Origin of the sequence: Bradyrhizobium sp. CCGE-LA001 (assembly GCF_000296215.2) — a bacterium.
In the GTDB taxonomy this organism is placed as follows: domain Bacteria; phylum Pseudomonadota; class Alphaproteobacteria; order Rhizobiales; family Xanthobacteraceae; genus Bradyrhizobium.
In genome coordinates, this window is the sequence record NZ_CP013949.1 from 3,956,625 (window position 1) to 3,975,744 (window position 19,120).

19 protein-coding genes are annotated in these 19,120 nt (G+C 64.4%); 12 read left to right on the plus strand and 7 right to left on the minus strand.

The genetic code is table 11. The features are described 5' to 3' along the window. Positions 1-73: 73 nt before the first annotated feature. Together BCCGELA001_RS18255 and BCCGELA001_RS18260 are read right to left on the minus strand one after the other, a co-directional pair. Positions 74-472, minus strand: coding sequence for an MAPEG family protein (locus BCCGELA001_RS18255; RefSeq protein WP_008558658.1), 399 nt, complete (start codon positions 470-472; stop codon positions 74-76). Between the two features lie 67 nt (positions 473-539). Beyond that, entirely contained in the window at positions 540-2,360 is a 1,821-nt protein-coding gene (locus BCCGELA001_RS18260) for a PHA/PHB synthase family protein (protein ID WP_060735972.1), read from the minus strand. A 253-nt stretch (positions 2,361-2,613) separates the two neighbouring features. On the opposite strand from BCCGELA001_RS18260, the gene BCCGELA001_RS18265 reads away from it, so the two are divergent. The 6 genes from BCCGELA001_RS18265 (at position 2,614) to BCCGELA001_RS18290 (ending at position 8,190) form a co-directional block, all read left to right on the plus strand. Beyond that, on the plus strand, positions 2,614-2,889 hold the full coding sequence (locus tag BCCGELA001_RS18265; protein ID WP_060735973.1) for a hypothetical protein: 276 nt from the start codon (positions 2,614-2,616) through the stop codon (positions 2,887-2,889). Positions 2,890-3,138: 249 nt separating this feature from the next. Continuing rightward, positions 3,139-4,359, plus strand: coding sequence for an LL-diaminopimelate aminotransferase (locus BCCGELA001_RS18270; RefSeq protein ID WP_060735974.1), 1,221 nt, complete (start codon positions 3,139-3,141; stop codon positions 4,357-4,359). A 29-nt stretch (positions 4,360-4,388) separates the two neighbouring features. Next, positions 4,389-5,705, plus strand: a complete 1,317-nt coding sequence (locus tag BCCGELA001_RS18275) for a homoserine dehydrogenase (RefSeq protein WP_060735975.1) — start codon at positions 4,389-4,391, stop codon at positions 5,703-5,705. Positions 5,706-5,849: 144 nt separating this feature from the next. Next, positions 5,850-6,851 carry a class II fructose-bisphosphatase gene (glpX, locus tag BCCGELA001_RS18280; RefSeq protein ID WP_008558686.1) on the plus strand — a complete coding sequence of 334 codons (1,002 nt, stop codon included), beginning with the start codon at positions 5,850-5,852 and terminating at the stop codon, positions 6,849-6,851. A 160-nt stretch (positions 6,852-7,011) separates the two neighbouring features. Then, on the plus strand, positions 7,012-7,731 hold the full coding sequence (locus tag BCCGELA001_RS18285) for a haloacid dehalogenase type II (RefSeq protein WP_060735976.1): 720 nt from the start codon (positions 7,012-7,014) through the stop codon (positions 7,729-7,731). A 27-nt stretch (positions 7,732-7,758) separates the two neighbouring features. Beyond that, positions 7,759-8,190 (plus strand): ASCH domain-containing protein, encoded by a 432-nt coding sequence (locus BCCGELA001_RS18290; RefSeq protein WP_008558688.1) that lies wholly within the window; start codon positions 7,759-7,761, stop codon positions 8,188-8,190. 45 nt (positions 8,191-8,235) lie between these two features. Here BCCGELA001_RS18290 and BCCGELA001_RS18295 read toward each other — a convergent pair whose 3' ends face one another. Next, positions 8,236-9,207 carry an MBL fold metallo-hydrolase gene (locus BCCGELA001_RS18295; RefSeq protein ID WP_060735977.1) on the minus strand — a complete coding sequence of 324 codons (972 nt, stop codon included), beginning with the start codon at positions 9,205-9,207 and terminating at the stop codon, positions 8,236-8,238. A gap of 153 nt (positions 9,208-9,360) precedes the next feature. Beyond that, entirely contained in the window at positions 9,361-10,026 is a 666-nt protein-coding gene (locus tag BCCGELA001_RS18300; RefSeq protein WP_144441351.1) for a GntR family transcriptional regulator, read from the minus strand. A 116-nt stretch (positions 10,027-10,142) separates the two neighbouring features. On the opposite strand from BCCGELA001_RS18300, the gene BCCGELA001_RS18305 reads away from it, so the two are divergent. The 6 genes from BCCGELA001_RS18305 (at position 10,143) to BCCGELA001_RS18330 (ending at position 16,353) form a co-directional block, all read left to right on the plus strand. Then, the gene (locus BCCGELA001_RS18305; RefSeq protein WP_060735979.1) at positions 10,143-10,937 is read left to right on the plus strand and encodes an enoyl-CoA hydratase/isomerase family protein; all 795 of its coding nucleotides are present in this window, start codon (positions 10,143-10,145) and stop codon (positions 10,935-10,937) included. 9 nt (positions 10,938-10,946) lie between these two features. Further along, positions 10,947-12,200, plus strand: coding sequence for a CaiB/BaiF CoA transferase family protein (locus BCCGELA001_RS18310; RefSeq protein WP_060735980.1), 1,254 nt, complete (start codon positions 10,947-10,949; stop codon positions 12,198-12,200). A 50-nt stretch (positions 12,201-12,250) separates the two neighbouring features. Then, on the plus strand, positions 12,251-13,243 hold the full coding sequence (locus tag BCCGELA001_RS18315; RefSeq protein WP_060735981.1) for a Bug family tripartite tricarboxylate transporter substrate binding protein: 993 nt from the start codon (positions 12,251-12,253) through the stop codon (positions 13,241-13,243). Positions 13,244-13,319: 76 nt separating this feature from the next. Beyond that, the gene (locus BCCGELA001_RS18320; protein WP_060735982.1) at positions 13,320-13,802 is read left to right on the plus strand and encodes a tripartite tricarboxylate transporter TctB family protein; all 483 of its coding nucleotides are present in this window, start codon (positions 13,320-13,322) and stop codon (positions 13,800-13,802) included. 11 nt (positions 13,803-13,813) lie between these two features. After that, a complete protein-coding gene (locus BCCGELA001_RS18325; protein ID WP_060735983.1) occupies positions 13,814-15,352 on the plus strand; it encodes a tripartite tricarboxylate transporter permease in 1,539 nt (512 codons plus the stop codon). Continuing rightward, on the plus strand, positions 15,349-16,353 hold the full coding sequence (locus BCCGELA001_RS18330; RefSeq protein ID WP_060735984.1) for a 4-hydroxythreonine-4-phosphate dehydrogenase PdxA: 1,005 nt from the start codon (positions 15,349-15,351) through the stop codon (positions 16,351-16,353). Before BCCGELA001_RS18325 ends, BCCGELA001_RS18330 begins: the two co-directional genes overlap by 4 nt. 17 nt (positions 16,354-16,370) lie before the next feature. Here BCCGELA001_RS18330 and BCCGELA001_RS18335 read toward each other — a convergent pair whose 3' ends face one another. The 3 genes from BCCGELA001_RS18335 to BCCGELA001_RS18345 all read right to left on the minus strand — a co-directional run bounded on the left by BCCGELA001_RS18335 (position 16,371) and on the right by BCCGELA001_RS18345 (position 19,015). Further along, positions 16,371-16,787 (minus strand): cupin domain-containing protein, encoded by a 417-nt coding sequence (locus tag BCCGELA001_RS18335; RefSeq protein ID WP_060735985.1) that lies wholly within the window; start codon positions 16,785-16,787, stop codon positions 16,371-16,373. 43 nt (positions 16,788-16,830) lie between these two features. Beyond that, positions 16,831-17,574 carry an SDR family oxidoreductase gene (locus BCCGELA001_RS18340; protein ID WP_060735986.1) on the minus strand — a complete coding sequence of 248 codons (744 nt, stop codon included), beginning with the start codon at positions 17,572-17,574 and terminating at the stop codon, positions 16,831-16,833. Between the two features lie 364 nt (positions 17,575-17,938). Beyond that, on the minus strand, positions 17,939-19,015 hold the full coding sequence (locus tag BCCGELA001_RS18345; RefSeq protein WP_008558694.1) for a methyl-accepting chemotaxis protein: 1,077 nt from the start codon (positions 19,013-19,015) through the stop codon (positions 17,939-17,941). Between the last annotated feature and the right edge of the window lie 105 nt (positions 19,016-19,120).

Sequence of the window (19,120 nt, forward strand, 5' to 3'; positions counted from 1 at the left end):
GGGGCCCAAGGCTGCTGCATCGTATGCGGCGTTCTGGGTCCCGGCTCGCGCTTTGCGCGTCCGGGACACGAACTCAAAACACCCTGAAGATCGCCAGCGCCAGCACGGCCTGGGCGAGGAAGCCGACGGTGAAGGCGAGCGTGCGGAACACCGGGATGCCGATCGCATAGACGATGAGATGCGCGACGCGGGACCAGAAATAGACGGCGCAGGCGAGCACGGTCCATTTCGTGGAATAGTCGATCGCATTCAGGATCAGCACCAGCGGCGCGAAGATCACGAGATTCTCGACCGCATTGTCGTGCGCGAACATCAGGCGGTTGGCCCACTCCGCCTGCGGCTTGTCGCCACGTGAGGGGTTGGCCATGGCGCCGGTGAGGCCGCGAACCTGGCAGCGGTTGATGATGTAGGGGATCCAGAGGATTCCGGTCAGGATCACCGTCAGTGTCAGCCAGAACAATTCGCGCGTCATAGTCCGGTCCCCTCTGTCGTCGCAGCTGCGTTGAGAGCGAGTCTATACAAGAGCGTGTCAGAGTCCGCTATGCGCGAACCCTGACATAGCTGCCTGGCGCGTCCTCGATCGGCGGGAAGGCGTCGTTGCCGACGGCGCGCGCCGGAACCTCTTCAGGATCGAGTTCGCCGAGCCATTGGCGCCAGTCCGGCCACCACGAGCCCTTGTGCTCGACGGCGCCGTTCATCCACTGCGCGACGTTGGCGTCCTTGACGTTGTCGTTGGTCCAGTACTGATACTTGTTCGAGGCCGGCGGATTGACGACGCCGGCGATGTGGCCCGAACCCGACAGCACGTATTTCACCGGACCGCCGAAGAACTGCGAGCCGTATAGCACCGATTCCGCCGGGGCGATGTGATCCTCGCGGGTGGCGAGGTTGTAGACGGGCACCTTCACCTTGGAGAGATCGAGCAGCGTGTTGTCCAGCACCATCGTGCCGGTGGAGAGCCGGTTCTCCAGATAGCAGTTGCGCAGGTAGTAGGAATGGTTCGCGTGGGTCATCCGCGTCGCATCGGAATTCCAGTGCAACAGGTCGAAGGCGCTCGGCTGCTGGCCCTTCAGATAGTTGCTGACGACATAGGACCAGATCAGATCGTTGGAGCGCAGCATGTTGAAGGCCATCGCCATCTTCGAGCCTTCGAGCACGCCGGCCGTCTTCATGTCCTGCTCGAGCGCTGCGATCTGCTCCTCGTCGACGAACACCAGGAGATCGCCGGCATGGGTGAAGTCGACCTGCGCCGCGAAGAACGTCGCAGACGCCACGCGCTGGCGGCGCTTCTCGGCGAGCCAGGCCAGGGTGGTTGCGAGCATCGTGCCGCCGACGCAATAGCCGGCGGTGTGCACCTTCATCTCGCCGGTGATCTTCTCGATCACGTCCATCGCCGTGAGCGGGCCCTGCTTCATGTAGTCTTCCCAGCTCTTGTTGCCGAGCCGCTTGTCGGGATTGACCCATGAGATCACGAACACGGTGATGCCCTGGTCGACGCACCACTTGATGTAGGATTTCTCCGGCTTGAGATCGAGAATGTAGAACTTGTTGATCCAGGGCGGCAGGATCAGGAGCGGGGTGCGCAGCACTGTCTCCGTGGTCGGCGAATACTGGATCAGCTGCATCATCTCGTTCTGATAGATCACCTTGCCCGGCGTCGTCGCCATGTTGACGCCGACGACGAGATTGTCCGGATTGGACTGGCGGATCTTCAGCATGCCTTTGCCGGCCGCGATGTCCTCGGCCAGCATCGTCAGGCCGCGCGCGAGGTTCTCGCCGCTGGACGCCATCGTCTCGCGCAGCACCTCCGGATTGGTCAGCACGAAGTTCGATGGCGAGAGCGCATTGGTGACCTGCTGCACGTAGAACTCGGCCTTGCGGCGCGTGTGCGGATCGAGGCCTTCGGCGTCGCGCACCAGCTCCTGCGCCCATTTGGTCGTGAGCAGATAGAGCTGCAGCACGAAATCGAAGAACTGGTTCGACTTCCATTCCGGATCGGCAAAGCGCTTGTCGCGCGGCGAGGGCGCGATCGCGGGCTCCACGTCCTGGCCGGCCATGCGGCGCACCGCCGAGCCCCAGAGGTCGAGATAGTCCTTGGCGAGCTTGGTCTGCAGATCGGAGGAGCGGGACGCATCCGACAGCCAGTACTCGGCGACCGAGGTGAAGGTCTTGACGATCTCCGTAAGCTCGGCCGGCGGGCGATCCTGCACCTCGCCGCTCTCGCGCGGCTTGAGGTAGGCGGCGAGCGCTTTGCCGCCGCTCTCCATCGCCCGCGCGACATTCATCGCGAAAGCTTCGGCATCGAACTTCGTCTCGAACTTGCTGCCGGATTTGGGCGTGTCGGTTGTGACAGTACTCATGCGCAGAACAGTAACGATTCATTCCGTATTCGTCACCGCGAAGCTCGCATGTTTGGCGTTAAACACTCTCGAAGATGTGTTGCAGTGCGACAAAAATTCCTGGTTCCGTCACAATCGGGCCGCACCGCTCGGCTTGGTGGTGCCGGGCTATTTTGTCGCTCATGCCATTTGGGCAGCAATGGTTTGAGCTTGAGTGCGGTCTTGGGTAAGGTTGCCCGGGGCCGTGCTTTGGGACGAGTAGGGGATTTCCCAAGTGTTCGCGTTATGGGACCTGCAAAAGGCGCTGCCGATCCGCGGCGCGCTGTTGATCATGGCGCTTGTTCTGGGCGGCTGCTCGAGCCAGCTTGCCGACATGACGCCTGGGGATGCGCAGGCGCATCCCCGGGAGCCGGGCAGCTATCTGCCCGTGCATGATCTGCCGCCGGATCGCGATCAGGCGGTCATCCCGCCTGATCAGCGCGCCAAGATAGAAGCCGAGCTCGCCGCTGCGCGCGATCGCCAGGCCGTCGCTACCAAGGACGCCAAGTAAGCGGAGCGTAAGGCGAGTGGGCGCGAGTACGTGTGACGGTGCAAGGTAATCGCTGGCGCCCCCGTCTTGCCGTGCTAAAAGACCTCAGTTCAGCCGAGAGTCAGGGCGAACGACTTCAGTCCTCGTCGTTGAATGTTGCTCTAAGTCTTTGAATTTGAGTAAGTTTCACGAAGGAATGAGCGCCTTTCCCGAGCGGCCGTCGTGGCCTGTCGATTCTGTCCTGACCGGTTGCCCGGAGCCCAGAGAGCCATGGAAGATTTTTACCGCATCCGCCGCCTGCCGCCTTACGTGTTCGAACAGGTCAACCGGGCCAAGGCGGCCGCGCGGAATGCCGGCGCCGACATCATCGACCTCGGCATGGGCAATCCGGACCTGCCGGCCCCGCCGCATGTGCTCGAGAAGCTGAAGGAGACACTCGGCAAGCCGCGCACCGATCGCTACTCGGCCTCCCGCGGCATCCCGGGGCTGCGCAGGGCCCAGGCCGCCTATTATGCCCGCCGCTTCGGCGTGAAGCTCAATCCCGACACCGAGGTCGTGGCGACGCTCGGCTCCAAGGAGGGCTTTGCCAATGTGGCGCAGGCCATCACCGCGCCCGGCGATGTCATCCTCTGTCCGAACCCGAGCTATCCGATTCACGCCTTCGGCTTCCTGATGGCAGGCGGTGTGATCCGCTCCGTACCCTCCGAGCCGACGCCGCAATTCTTCGAGGCGGCGGAGCGGGCGATCATCCATTCGATCCCCAAGCCGCTGGCGCTCGTCGTCTGCTACCCCTCGAACCCGACCGCCTATGTCGCGAGCCTCGATTTCTACAAGGACCTCGTCGCGTTCGCAAAGAAGCACGAGATCCTGATCCTGTCCGATCTCGCCTATGCCGAGGTCTATTTCGACGAGAGCAATCCGCCGCCCTCGGTGCTTCAGGTGCCGGGCGCGATGGACGTCACCATCGAGTTCACCTCGATGTCGAAGACCTATTCAATGGCGGGCTGGCGCATGGGCTTCGCGGTCGGCAATGAGCGCGTGATCGCGGCCCTCGCCCGCGTCAAATCCTATCTCGACTACGGCGCCTTCACGCCGGTTCAGGTCGCCGCGACCGCGGCGCTGAACGGCCCGGATGATTGCATCAAGGAGATGCGCGACACCTACCGCAAGCGCCGCGACGCGCTGGTGGAATCGTTCGGCCGTGCCGGCTGGGAGATCCCGCCGCCGGAGGCCTCGATGTTCGCCTGGGTGCCGCTGCCGGAAGCTTTCCGCAGCGTCGGCAGCATGCAGTTCGCAACGCTGATGGTGGAAAAGTCCGGCGTCGCGGTCTCGCCCGGCGTCGGCTTCGGCGAGCATGGCGAAGGATATGTCCGTATCGCCATGGTGGAAAACGAGCAACGGATCAGGCAGGCCGCGCGCGGCGTGCGCCGCTTCCTTGAAAGCGGCATCGAAACGTTGCACAACGTCGTTCCGCTCGCCAATCGGCGCTAATTCTCTTCGACGGGTTTTCGAAAAGCATCATGGTTGCACCCCTGAAAGTGGGCATAGCGGGGCTCGGCACCGTGGGTGCCGAAGTCGTCCGTTTGATCGAAACGCAGGCGCGCGTGCTCGCGGGCCGCAGCGGCCGCGGCATCCGCGTCGTCGCCGTCACGGCGCGCTCGAAGGCGAAGAAGCGCGGCGTCGACCTGCGCGGCATCGACTGGGCGAAGGATCCGATGGCGCTTGCGACCCACCCCGAGGTCGATTGCTTCGTCGAACTGATGGGCGGCGCCGGCGATCCCGCGTTGTCCGCGGTGGACGCCGCGCTCACCGCCGGCAAGTCGGTCGTCACCGCCAACAAGGCGCTGCTCGCCAAGCACGGCCTCAAGCTCGCCAAGGCAGCTGAGAAGAACGGCGGCGCGCTGAATTTTGAGGCAGCTGTCGGCGCCGCGATCCCCGTCATCAAGACGTTGCGCGAAGGTCTTGCCGGAACCGGCATCAACCGCGTCTACGGCATCCTCAACGGCACCTGCAATTACATCCTGACCCGGATGGAGCAGGAGGGGCTGTCCTTCGCCGAATGCCTCAAAGACGCGCAGCGGCTTGGCTATGCCGAGGCCAATCCGTCCTTCGATGTCGACGGCCACGACACCGCGCAGAAACTCGCCATTCTCGCCAGCCTCGCGTTCGGCACGAAAGTTGCTCAAAGCGCGGTGTATGTGGAAGGCATCTCATCCATCGCGCCGGAAGATCTGCGCGCCGCCGACGATCTCGGTTACAGGCTCAAACTGCTCGGCGTTGCGGTTCGCACCGCCAAGGGCATCGAGCAGCGCGTGCACCCGACCATGGTGCCGAAATCCTCCTCGATCGCGCAGGTGATGGGTGTCACCAATGCGGTCACGATCGACGGCGAGGGGATTCCGCCGATCACGCTGGTCGGCCCCGGTGCGGGGGGAGCGGCGACCGCATCCGCTGTGGTCGCCGACATCGCCGACGTCGCGCGCGGCATCCGCGCCAATCCGTTCGGCCGGCCGATCTCGCAGCTGCGCGACACCCAGAAGGCACCGATGGAGCGGCATGAAGGCGGCTACTACATCCGCCTGCTCGCGCGCGACTTCCCCGGCACGGCGGCCGCGATCGCGACGCGGCTTGCCGAGCAGAAGATTTCGATCGAGTCGATCGTGCAGCGTCATCCCAATGGCGGCGCTGCGCCGGCCGACGGCAAGGCGGTCCCCGTGCCCGTCATCCTGATTACCTATGCGACGCACGAGGACGCCGTGCGCCGCGCGCTCGCCGCCGTACAGAAGGACAAGGTGATCAGCGGACGGCCGCAGGTGATCCGGATCGAGAAGAACTAGAGCATGACCCCGAAAAGTGTTGAGCGGTTTTCCGGAAAGGTCATGCTCAAACCATGATGCGGTTGTTCGTTCGAACGAACACCGGGCGTTGAGAGTTGATGTGGGCAGGATTCCTGTCCAGAACCGTTTCGAAGGAGTGAGCCGATGTCGACCCATATTTCAGTGCCGCCGCAAGCGTTGCTCGAGCGCATCCTCACGCTGGAGATCGTGCGGGTGACGGAGCGGGCGGCGGTGTCGTCGGCGCGGCTGCGTGGTCACGGCAACGAGAAGGCCGCCGACCAGGCCGCCGTGGACGCCATGCGGCGCGAGCTCAACAAGCTGCCGATCCAGGGCACCATCGTGATCGGCGAGGGCGAGCGCGACGAGGCGCCGATGCTCTATATCGGCGAGCAGGTCGGCCTCAAGGCGGGCCCCGAGGTCGATATCGCGGTTGACCCGCTCGAGGGCACCACGCTGTGCGCCAAGAACATGCCGGGCTCGATCGCCACGATGGCGATGGCCGACGGCGGCACGCTGCTGCACGCCCCCGACGTCTACATGCAGAAGCTCGCGATCGGCCCCGGCTATGACAAGGGCGTTGTCGATCTCGATGCCTCGCCGGCCGACAATGTCCGACGCCTCGCCAAGGCCAAGGGCGTCAAGCCGGAAGGCATCACCGTTCTCGTGCTCGACCGTCCGCGCCACGCCGACATCATCGCCAGCGTGCGCTCGACCGGTGCAGCCGTGCGCCTGATCACTGACGGCGACGTCGCCGGCGTGATCCATTGCGCCGATCCCGACAACACCGGCGTCGACATGTATCTCGGCACCGGCGGCGCGCCGGAAGGCGTGCTCGCGGCTGTGGCGCTGCGCTGCATCGGCGGCCAGATGCAGTGCCGCCTCATCCTCGATTCCGACGAGAAGCGCGAGCGTGCTGCCAAGATGGGCGTCAACGATCCGAAGATGATCTACGGCATCGAGGACATGGCGCGCGGCGACTGCCTGTTCGCCGCCACCGGCGTCACCACGGGCTCGCTGCTGTCGGGCGTCAAATTCCGCAAGGACGGCGTGATCGAGACCGAGACGGTCGTGATGCGCTCCGTCACCGGCACTGTGCGCTACATCAAGGCCGAGCATCGCGAGCTGGCCAAGTTCCACCTGGACTGAGTACGGAATAGCAGCTGCCGTCATTTCCGGGGCGACGGGACCGCGCAACGCGCGGCCCGGAGAGCCCGGAATCCATAGCCACGATTGGGAGTATGGATTCCGTGCCTGCGCCTCACGGCGTAACCCGAAATGACCAAGAATAACATCGAGGGAAGCGCCCATGTCCGATCTCTCCGCCGTCAAAGCCCTCGTCTTCGACGTGTTCGGCACCGTCGTTGATTGGCGCACGAGTCTCATCACCGACTTCATGTGGTGGGGCAAGCAGCGCGGCATCACCGCTGATTGGCCCGCGCTCGTCGACGGCTGGCGCGGCATGTACATGGCCTCGATGGACGACGTGCGCAAACATCCGGAGCGCGGCTATGTCATGCTGGATGATCTGCATCGCCGCTCGCTCGAAAAGCTCGTCGATCAATTCGCGATCAAGGGCCTGACCGAAGCCGATCTCGATTATCTCACCAAGGGCTGGCACCGCCTGCATCCCTGGCCCGACAGCGTCGCCGGCCTCACGCGGCTGAAATCAAAGTTCGTGATCTCGCCGCTGTCGAACGGCAATGTCGCGCTGCTCACCAACATGGCGAAGTTCGCTGGGCTGCCTTGGGACCTCATCCTGTCGGCCGAGCTGTTCGAGCACTACAAGCCAGATCCGGAAACCTATCTCGGCGCCGCGCGCCTGCTTTGCCTCGAGCCGGAAGAGGTGATGATGGTCGCCGCCCACAATGGCGATCTCGCCGCCGCGCAGAAGAACGGGCTCAGGACCGCGTTCGTGGCGCGACCGACCGAGTACGGGCCGCTTCAGAAGGTTGATTTCGAAGCCACCGGCAATTGGGACATCGTCGCCAGGGACTTTGGCGGCATCGCGGACAAGCTCGGCTGCTAGGCCGCACTTCGCGAGGGATGGGAGGCGATGAGCAAGCCGGTCCCCGAGCGCTATCAACATCTGCGACGCTTCGCATTCGGCGACAGCCCTGCGCTGGCGGACGAATTGGTCGAGCTCGTCGTCAGGGGCATCAAGATCGCGACCTGCAGCACCGAGGACGAGCCGAACACGTCCGCGCCAGGTGAGCGCTGGGTCGTGCTCGATGGGCGGGCAGAGCCGCGCTGCGTCATCGAAACCACCGAGGTGACATACCGGCGCTTCAATGAGGTCGACGCCGCCTTTGCGCATGACGAGGGGGAAGGCGACCGGAGCCTCGCCTATTGGCGGGGCGCCCATCAGTCCTATTTCGGTAGGCTTGGCCGATATAGCGACGACATGCTGCTGATGTGCGAGCGTTTTCGCCTGATCGAGGTTCTCGACGACGCCCGGGCTGATCCCGAGCGCAAGCCTCTCGCGTGACGCAGCTCCAGGCGGCTCGTGCCGCCCGGAGCTGTTCTGGCCGGTCTACAACGTCATCTGCATCGGTTCGGGATAGTAGCGGAAGCCTTCGCCGCTCTTGGCGATGTGGCCATAGCCCGGCCAGGCGAAATGATAGGACATCACCGGAATCTTGTTCGCCGCGAGCATGGTCAAGAGCTTGACGCGCGATTCGGCCGCCTGCTTCGGATCGGTGTCGTAGGAGAACTCCATCCGTGGCCGCTCCAGCAGCAGCACCGAATGGTGCGAGAGGTCGCCGAGGAAGGCGAAGGATTTGCCCGCCGATGAGACCGTGAAGATGGTGTGGCCCACGGTGTGGCCCGGCGCAGCGATCGCCTGTACGCCTGGAAGGAACTCCTGGCCGTCCTTGAAGAACACGATGCGGTCGCGGACCGGCAGCAGGTTCTTGCGGGCGTGCACGACGAAGTCCTTGGCGGCGCTGCCGAGCTTGCCTTCATCGGTCCAGAAGTCGAAATCGGTCTGGGAGATGTAGACCTGTGCGTTCGGAAATAGCGGCTTGCCGCCTTCGTCCACGATGCCGCCGATGTGGTCGATATGGGCGTGCGAGCAGACGACGGCGTCGATGTCCCCCGGCTTGATGCCGGCCTCGGTCATGCTCTTCTGTTGCCGCCCGGTGCTGGCGCCGAACATTTTCGAGCTGCCCATGCCGGTATCGAACAGGATGAGCTTGTCGCCGGTGTTCACGATCGGAGAATTCTGTTCGAGCACGACGTTGTCCGGCGACAGGAAATTGTCCGCCAGCATCTTCTTGACTTCTTCCTTGGGAACGCCGGTGAACGTTCCGGAGGGATCGCCGAGCGGCAGCGGTCCGTCGGAGACGACGGTCACCTCGGCGTCGCCGAGAATGAAGCGGTGCCAATAGGGCGTCTGCGTGCCGAGCTTGGGAGCCCGCGCCATTGCGCTGCTGCCGAGCATGGCGCTGGCACCAAGGCCCGCCCCGAGTGCGAGCAGGGACCGACGAGAGACATCGATTGTCATGCGTTTCCTCGCTTTTGTCTTTTATCTCAATTGTTCGCGCGTTGCGGCCGGCCGTCGGCACGCGGCCGGAGGTCGGCAGATTCCATGCTGCGCCGGTTACGACTAGCTAGCAAGTAGAATTGGTTCGCAGATGTGCGACCGCGGAATTGCGCTTTACGCAATTCTCAGCGCGACATCATTGCCTTCCGTCTCGGCAAAGCCTGCCTGCAAGACCTCTTCGCGCTTATGGCGCAGATGCGCCCGCAGGATGTGGGAGAGGCCGGCGCCGTCGCGGCGCTGGAGCGCATTGAGGATTGCTTCGTGCTCTCTTACGGCGAGCTCCCAGCGCTGCGGCGTCATCGGCGTGACATAACGCGCGCGCCGGATGCGCGCAGTGACGGATGTGTACAACGCTGCGAGCACCGGGTTTCCGGCGGCGTTCACGATGGCTTCGTGAATGGCGCGATTGCCGCGATAGTATTGGATCAGATCACTCTCGCGATAATGCTGCACCATCTCCGCATGCGCGGCGGCGATCGCATCGATCTCGGCATCGGTGATGCGCTCGCAGGCGAGCTCGCCGGCAAGGGCCTCCAGGCCCTGGCAGACCTCGAACAGATCGCGCATGTCCTTGTCGGTCAGCTTCGCCGCGCGTGACCCGCGGTGCGGCAGCAGCTGCACGAGGCCCTCGGCGGCCAGCACCTTGAGCGCTTCGCGCAGCGGCGTGCGCGAGATCTCAAGCCGTTCGCACAGCTCGCGCTCGGGAATCCGCGCGCCCGGCGGGATCTCGCCGTCGAGCAGGATGGCGCGGATGCGCCCGACGACTTCTTCATGAAGCATGGGTTCAAACTCGATTTGAATGCAAAAATCAGCTTACAGGGGAGAAATCGTAAGTTCCAGCTTGATAATTCCACATTTTGCATTCAAAAATGTAAAAAACAGAAAGGCGCGAGGAAATGGACCTGCAAGTCGAGGCAGAAGACCTCGTTTTTGAATGCACGGATGGCATCGGGCGGATCACGTTCAACCGCCCGCAGGCGCGCAACGCCTTCACCTTCACGATGTACGAACGGCTCGCTGCGATCTGCGAGGAGGCCAACGGCGACCATGCGATCAAGGTGCTGGTGCTGCGCGGGGCCGGCGACAAGGCGTTCGCCTCGGGCACCGACATCAACCAGTTCCGCGAGTTCAAGACGCCGCAGGACGCCATCGACTATGAGAACCGCATCGATCGGGTGCTGACCACGCTGGAGCAGTGCCGGGTGCCGACGATCGCGGCAATCAACGGGTTCTGCACCGGCGGCGGGGCGGGCATCGCCGCGGCCTGCGATCTCCGTATCGGCACGCGTAGCGCGAAGATTGGCTTTCCCATCGCCAGAACACTCGGCAATTGCCTGTCGATGTCCAATGTCGGCCGTCTCACGGCGCTCATTGGCGCTGCGCGCGTTAAGGATCTGATCTTCACCGCGCGCCTCGTCGACGCCGCGGAGGCCACGAGCGTCGGGCTACTCGGCGAGGTCGTCGAGGATATCGCCGCGCTGGACAAGCGGGCCGACGAGGTCGCCCGGCTGCTCGCTAATCATGCCCCGCTGACGCTGAATGCGACCAAGCAGGCGGTCGCCCGCCTGCAACGGCGGCTGACGCAGGACGAGGGCGAAGACCTCATCCTGATGTGCTACACGAGCCAGGATTTTCGCGAAGGGCTCGATGCTTTCCTCAACAAGCGCGCGCCGCAATGGCGCGGCCAATAGGATGGGCCGATGCAAAGTTCGCAATCCACCTCCCGCCGTTCCGGACCGCTCGCCGGCCTCAAGGTCATCGATCTCACCCATGTCATGGCCGGGCCGACCTGCACCCTGATGCTCGCCGACATGGGCGCCGACGTCATCAAGATCGAGAAATGGCCGAACGGCGACGACACCCGTCATTCGGTGCCGCCGAAGATCGGTGATGAAGCCGCGTCCTTTCTGATGATGAACCGCAACAAGCGCGGCATCGTGCTCGACCTGAAGACCGGCGGCGGCAAGGAAGTGCTGCGGCGCCTGATCGCAAGCGCCGACGTGCTGGTCGAGAACTTTGCGCCCGGCGCGATGGAACGTCTTGGTTTCGGCTACGAGGCGCTGCACGCCGAATTCCCGGCGCTGATCTACTGCTCCCTGTCCGGCTTTGGTCGCACCGGCCCTTACAAGCATCGCCGCGGCTTCGATCTGGTCGCGCAGGCCATGAGCGGCATCATGAGCTTCACCGGCGAACGTCCTGACGGCCCACCCGTCAAATGCGGTCCCCCGCTGTCCGACATCACCGCCGGGCTGCTCGCCAGCATGGGCATCCTCGCCGCCTACACGCATCGCCTCAAGACCGGCGAAGGGCAGTGGGTGGAAACCTCGCTTTACGAGGCTGCACTGGTGCAGACCTATTGGCAGTCGACCATCGCGCTCGCCGCCGGCACCGCGCCGCGCGCGATGGGGTCGGCGCATCCGCTCAACGCGCCGTACCAGGCCTTCGAGGCCTCCGACGGCTGGCTCGTGGTCGGCGGTGCCAACAAGAAGCACTGGCTGCTGATGCTGGAAGCGCTCGGCGCCAGCGAGCTCGCCGCGGATCCGCGCTTCGTCACCGGGGCCGACCGCATGGCGAATTTGAAGGAGCTCGAAGCGGTCCTGAGCGAACGCTTCCGCACCAAATCACGCGCGCACTGGCTCGCGGCATTGGACGAGAAGGGGGTTCCGTGCGGCCCCGTGCACGACATGCTGGAGGCCCTCGGCGATCCCCAGACGCTGGCGCGCGAGATGGTGGTCGAGGTCGAGCACTCCACGCTCGGCCCCGTCAAGACGATCGGCCTTCCCATCAAGTTTTCGGAGACCCCAGGCAAAGTGCGATCGGGCGCTCCGGTCTATGGTGAGCACACCGACGAGGTGCTGGCCGAGCACGGGTTCGAGCCATCGCGAATTGAAGCGCTCGAGAAAGAAGGCGCGATCGTGCGGGCATCAGGCAGGCGCGAGGAACGCGTCGCCTGAATGGATTTCGACACGACAACGATAAAAGACAAAATCAGCTGGAGGAAATCATGGGTCGGACGTCAACACTTCTGCTTTCCGCAGCCGTAACCGTGCTCGCCGGCACGGGTCCGGCGCTCAGTGCCTGGCAGCCGCAAAAGCCGATCGAGTTCGTGGCCACGGCCGGGCCGGGCGGCGGCACCGACAATCTCGCCCGCGCCGTGCAGAACATCATTACCAAGCACAAGCTGACCGAGCAGCCGATCGTCGTCGTCAACAAGGGCGGCGGCAGCGGCGCGGAAGGCTATGTCTACGGCAAGGCTTCCGCCGGCGATCCCTACAAGGTGATCTTCGGCACCTCGAACGCCTGGCAGCAGCCGCTCGTCTCCAAGGTCGCCTTCAACTACACCGATCTCACCCCGATCGCGGCAATGGCGCAGGACGAGTTCCTGCTCTGGGTCAAGCAGGACTCGCCCTACAAGACGGCGGGCGACTATCTGAAAGCCGCCGCCGCGGGCGAGTTCAAGATGGGCGGTGCGCAGTCGAAGGACACCGACGAGGTCCTGACGCGCATGATCGAGAAAGCCGGCAAGATCAAGCTGACCTATATCCCGTTCAAGAGTGGCGCCGAGACCGCCGTGCAGCTCGCCGGCGGACACCTCGATTCCCACGTCAACAATCCCAGCGAGAGCCTCGGGCAATGGCGCGGCGGCACGCAGCGCCCGCTCTGTGTCTTCAACCCGAAGCGTCTGCCGCAGGGGCCAAAGGTCACCGCGACCGAAGGCTGGAGCGACGTTCCGACCTGCGTCGAGCAGGGCCTCGACATCAAGCAATATGAGCAGCCGCGCACGGTATGGCTGCCCGGCAAGGTCACGCCGGATCAAGCCGCGTTCTATGTCGAGCTGATGAAGAAGGTGCAGGCCACGCCCGAGTGGAAGGACTACATCGAGAGGACCTCCCAGGTCGACACCTTCCTGACCGGCGCCGAGCTCGACAAGTTCATCAAGGAGGACCTCGAGCACATCAGGCAGGTCGCGGGCGAGCAAGGGTGGCTCGTCAAGTGAGGCCGGGGCGACATCGACCGCTGGGAGAATGCGTGCGTCATAACCGGCGATTGTCTGTGCCCGAACGGAGTCCCCCATGATCTCCCGTCGCGCCCTCGAACTCGCCACCGCCATCCTCACCGGCAGCTTCGGTGTCGCCGTCATCGTCTCCAGTCTCGACAACGGCATCGGCTGGTCGAGCGCCGGCGTGGAGGCCGGTACGTTTCCGTTCCTGACCGGGATCATCGTCGTGGTCGGGAGCCTCTACAATCTGGTGCGCGGCGCGATGCCGGCGGCGACATTGGCCAACGTCCCGATCGCCATCACGTCGATCGAGCTGCGCCGGCTTGCGGGTCTGTTCGTGCCGGCTGCGCTCTTCGTGGCGGCGATCCCGCTGGCCGGGATGTACGTTGCATCAGCGCTCTACGTCTTTGCAGTGCTCGTCATCCCGCGGCATCAATCCGTCCCCCGCGCGCTCGCCATGGCGGGCGCGACGGCGCTTGCGCTCTACGTCGTGTTCGAGCGCATGTTCCAAGTCAGCTTGCCGCACGGCGCTCTCGCCGCCGCGTTCGGGTTCTGACGGAGAGGCCGATGGATAATCTCTCAGAGCTCCTGCACGGCTTCACCATCGCGGTCACCGTGCCGCATCTGGCCCTGATGGCGATCGGTGTGCTGCTCGGCATTCTCGTCGGCGTGCTGCCCGGGCTGGGCGCGCCGAACGGGGTGTCGCTGCTGCTGCCGCTGACCTTCGGCATGCAGCCGGTGTCGGCGATCATCCTGCTCTCCAGCATGTATTGGGGCGCGTTGTTCGGCGGCTCCGTCACCTCGATCCTGTTCAACATTCCGGGCGAGCCGTCCTCGGTCGCGACCACCTTCGACGGCTATCCGATGGCGCGCGATGGCCGGCCGACCACGGCGCTCGCGACCGCCTTCGGCTCGGCAGCGATCGGCGCGCTGATCGGCGTCATCCTGATCACCTTCCTCGCGTCCTGGGTGGCACAGGTTGCGCTGGCCTTCGGGCCGGCCGAGTATTTTGCTGTCTATTTCCTCGCCTTTGCCAGCTTCGTCGGCATGGGCGGCTCGGCGCCGATCAAGACGGTCGTGGCGCTGGCCATCGGCTTTGCGATCGCGGCCATCGGCATCGACACGGTGTCCGGCAGCGTCCGCCTCACCATGGGAGTCGATGAGCTGGTGAAGGGCGTGAGCTTCGTCGTCGCCGTCATGGGCCTGTTCGGCATCGGCGAGCTGCTGGTTGCGGTCGAAGAGGAGTTTCACGCTCGCGCGGTCTCCTCGAAGATCGATTGGCGCGAGGTGTTCCGCGCGGTCGGTCAGCTGCCCCGGCATGGCGTGGCTCTGCTGCGCAGTGCCGCGATTGGATGTTGGATGGGGATCACGCCGGGAGGCCCGACCGCGGCTTCCTTCATGAGCTACGGCATCGCGCGTCGCTTCTCGCGCCGCGGCCGATATTTCGGCACCGGCGAGGTCGAAGGCATCGTCTCGCCGGAGACGGCCGACCATGCCGCCGGCACCAGCGCGCTGTTGCCGATGCTCTCGCTCGGCATTCCCGGATCGGCCACCGCAGCGGTCATGATGGGGGGGCTGATGATCTGGGGTCTCAATCCCGGACCGATGCTGTTCGTCGACCAAAAGGATTTCGTCTGGGGCCTGATCGCCTCGATGTATGTCGGCAACATCGTCGCCGTGGTGCTGGTGCTGCTCACCGTGCCGGTCTTCGCCGCCCTGATGCGGATACCCTTCGTTGTGATCGCCCCGCTGATCGTGATCATCTGCGTCGTCGGCGCCTATTCGGTGTCCAACTCCTATCTCGACGTGGTCATGATGCTCGGCTTCGGCGTCGTGGGCTATCTCTTCAAGAAGCTGTTCTATCCGCTGGCGCCGCTCGTCCTCGCGATCGTCATCGGCGACAAGGCCGAGGACGCGTTCCGGCAGTCGATGCTGATCTCGAAGGGATCACTGGGGATCTTCTTTGCCAACAAGCTGGTGTCCTGCCTGATCGTGGCCGGCATCGCGCTGTTGCTGCTTCCGCTCGTGCTGCAGCTCGCGCGGCTCTGGCGCAAGCCTGCATCCCCGGCCGCCGACGCGACAGCCCAGGAAAAGGTGATCATATGACCGCAAAGCCGCTCATTGCATTGGCAGTGGGAGATCCCGCCGGCATCAGTCCGGAGCTGACGGCGAAGCTCGCGGTCCAGGACGACATCCGCGCGAATTGCCGGCTGGTCGTCATTGGTGACCGCCGCATCTTCGACGAGGGCGCGCGCGTCGCCGGCGTCAAGCCGGACTTGACGATGGTGGAGCAGGGGACCGACCTCCGCGCAGGGCAGGGCGATGCGCTGTTCCTCGATCTCGGTCATCTTGATCTGAAAGAAGTCGAGCCGAAGACCGCGACGCTCGCCGGCGGCAAGTTCGCGCTCGCGAACTACCGGCGCGCGCTCGAACTCGGCCGCGACGGGCACGTCGATGCCGTCTGCTTCACGCCGTTCAACAAGCAGGCGATGCGGCTCGCCCGCGCCGAATATGACGACGAGATCGCCTTTTCGGCCGAGGTGGTCGGTCTGAAGACTGCGGCGAGCGAGTTCAACGTGCTGGACCGGCTCTGGAATGCACGGGTGACCTCGCACATCCCGCTTAGGGACGTTGCAGCCAGGTTATCCAGCGAACGCATCCACCGTGCGCTCCAGCTGACCGATGCCTGCATGCGAAATGCCGGTTTCGCGCGCCCTCGCATCGCGGTCGCGGGGCTCAATCCCCACGCCGGCGACGGCGGCAATTTCGGCCGCGAGGAAATCGACATCATCGCGCCGGTGGTCGCGACCGGCCAGCACGAGGGCATCGCCGCAGAAGGACCATTCCCCGCCGACACCGTGTTCCTGCGTGCCAAGGCCGGCGCCTTCGATGCGGTGCTGACGATGTATCACGACCAGGGCCAGATCGCGATGAAGCTGATGGGCTTCGATCGCGGCGTGACCTTGCTCGGCGGCTTTCCATTCCCGATCTGCACGCCCGCGCACGGCACGGCCTACGACATCGCGGGGCAGGGCATTGCATCGATCGGCGCCAGCCGCGCCGCGCTGCTGCTGGCCGCGGAGATGGCCGCGCGCCAGGCCGCCTGACGGCAGGCCATCCGGCGCTACTTCGCGATTGGCGTCGTCAGCTCCTTGTCGGCCGTATCCACCACGAACACGGCGAGCAGCTTCGCAGGTTCGGTATCGCTGGCATTGGCGCTGACGGCGTGGCGATCGCCGGGCCTTTCGGCGAAATTCTCTCCCTTACGGAAGACCTTTGCCGGACCGTCATTGACCTGGCTGCGGATCGCCCCTTCCAGGACGGTGGCATAGATGAAGGCGGACGGCGCGTGAATGTGGGCCGGCGAGGAGCCTCCTGGGCCGTACTCGACCAGAACACCCTTCATGCTCTTGCCGGGGACATTCGGCAGCGCCTGGTCGAACACGACGGTCACCTTGGCTGATGCTGCTGTTGGTTCGTCGGCCCGTGCCGTCGCGAAGAATGACGCATAGATTGCCGTGGCGATGAAGATTGTGCGCATGAGGATTCCTTTCCTGCGAATCTGAATACCGAGGCGGAAATCGTCAGGCCGTCGCGAGCCATTCTGCGAGCGGCGTTGTCCCGAGCCGCGCCTCGCCGAGCGGGTTCAGCGACGTGTCGTCAATTGGAGCGCCGTAATAGGGTGTCTGCGGGTCTCCGATCACAGGCCGTGCGTCGCCGGACGCCTTCAGGCGCCGCGCGATGAATTCGTTGAAGGGAGCCTTCTCGGGGCCGGCGATGTCGATCGTGCCGTTGATCGGCTGCCCCGTTGCGACCTCCGCCAGGCGCTCGACGACGTCGTCCGCCGCGATCGGCTGAAACAATGCGGAGGGAACGACAATCTTGCCCTCGCGCGCTCCGGTCTCGGCGATGGCGCCGAGGAATTCGAAGAACTGAGTGGCGCGCACGATCGAATAGGGGATCGAGGCGGACTTGATGACGGCCTCTTGGGCGAGTTTGGCACGGAAATAGCCGTTGTCTGGCGACCGGTCGGTGCCGACGATCGAGAGCGCCACATGATGCTTCACGGCCGCCGCCGCCTCTGCTGCGACGAGATTTTTGCTCGAACGCTGGAAGAAATCGAGCACTGCGGCCGGCTCCCAGGACGGCGCATTGGCGACGTCGATGATCACGTCCGCACCGGCCAGCACGGCAGCGAGACCTTCGCCGGTCACGGCGTTCACGCCCGATTTCGGCGAGGCCGCCACCGCCTCGTGGCCCTGCTGCTTGAGCTTCGTCACGAGCTTGGATCCGATCAACCCGGTTCCACCAATCACGACGATCTTCATGACACGTCTCCTACTGTGTCTGGGGCGCGAGATGATCAAAGGCGGCGCGAACTCGCGCACTCACGTCAATGAACATGATGCAAAGCGACTCTATCCGTCGCATGGGGCAGGCTCTTGCCTGGAATGGGCGCAGCTTGTCGGAAAATGCTCAAGAAGCCGGGGGACGATATCACAAGGTCGCCAAGGGATCATTCCCTCTTGCGTTACAGATCGCCAGTGTGTTTTGCCCGACGCGTCAAGGGTTGTTTCGGGTCAAGCAGCCCTTCAAAAATAACCAATCAAACCAACCGCTTGGCTACTGTGCATGGGGTTGTTTTCGCGACTTGATGAGGCGGGGGCTGTTTGCCCGATCTTGCGGGGCGCCTCACGCCCCGCAGACGATCACGCCGTACCAGCCGAGCCCGCGATAGGTCTCATAGCCGGGGGTGGCATGGAAGGCGACCAACGTGCCGGTACGATCGGGGTAGAAGCCGGAGCGCTGGCCGTTCAGCGAGATCGAGATGCGCTCGCTGAGAATGCCCTGGCCGTCGGACGCCGCAATGACGCGAAAATTCGAATCGACCAGCAGGACACGAGCCTTGTCGTTGTCGCCGACGCGCACGCCTTGCACGATGGCGCGGGCCTGCGGCTCCCAATCGAAATGGATGGCGAGCACGCCGATCGGCGCGCCGTTAGCCTGGCCGCCGGCGCGGACGCTGGCGCAATAGGTCGCGACCTGCGCATTGCCGAGCAGGGGCTGGTTCTCGACGTCGCCGGCGACATAATCGTCGCCGGAGCGCAAGGAATGAGCCTCGCGAAACCATTTGGTGTGGGCGACGTTCTGGCCGACGACGCGGAAGCGGTCGGCGCGGCCATTGGCGATGACGTTGCCGTCGAGGTCGCAGAGCCAGAGGTCGAGATAGACGGTGTAGGCCCCGAGGATCACGCCGAGACGCTGCGAGGCGTGGTTGACGGCCGCAGCGCCCGGAGAGGCCGCGCAATCGACCACGGCGGAATCGGTCGCCCACCAGCGCACGTCGCAGGTTCGCTCATAGAGGTTGCGGTCGATCAACTCGATGGCGTTGAGCGACAGATCGACCATGCGCTCGCCGCGCGAGCGTTGGCTCATGCGATCGATCGAGGCAACGAGATCGCCGGTGCGCTTCGTCAGCTGGGTCTCGAGCTCGCGGGCGATGGTCTCGACCTGCTGGCCGACGCCGCGGACCTCCTGCGCCACCACCGCGAAGCCCGCGCCCTGCGCGCCGGCGCGCGAGCTCTCGATCAGCGCGTTCAGCGCCAGCATCTTCATCTGGTTGGTGATCTGCTGGATCGCCTTGGTCTTGTCGACCGCGATCTGGTTGACCTCTGCCGTGAGGCGGTTGATCAGCGCGGAGATGTCGGAATCGTCATCGGCGGGTTCGGTGGCAATCGGCTTGGCTTTCAGACCCAGCGCAGCAGACATCGGGGATTTCCCTTGGCAATGAGGTCTGATCTGCAACGAACCCGGAACAACAAATTACAGATCGAATACGAGACGTTTTCGAAGATTCCGCCTAACGCCCGCTTA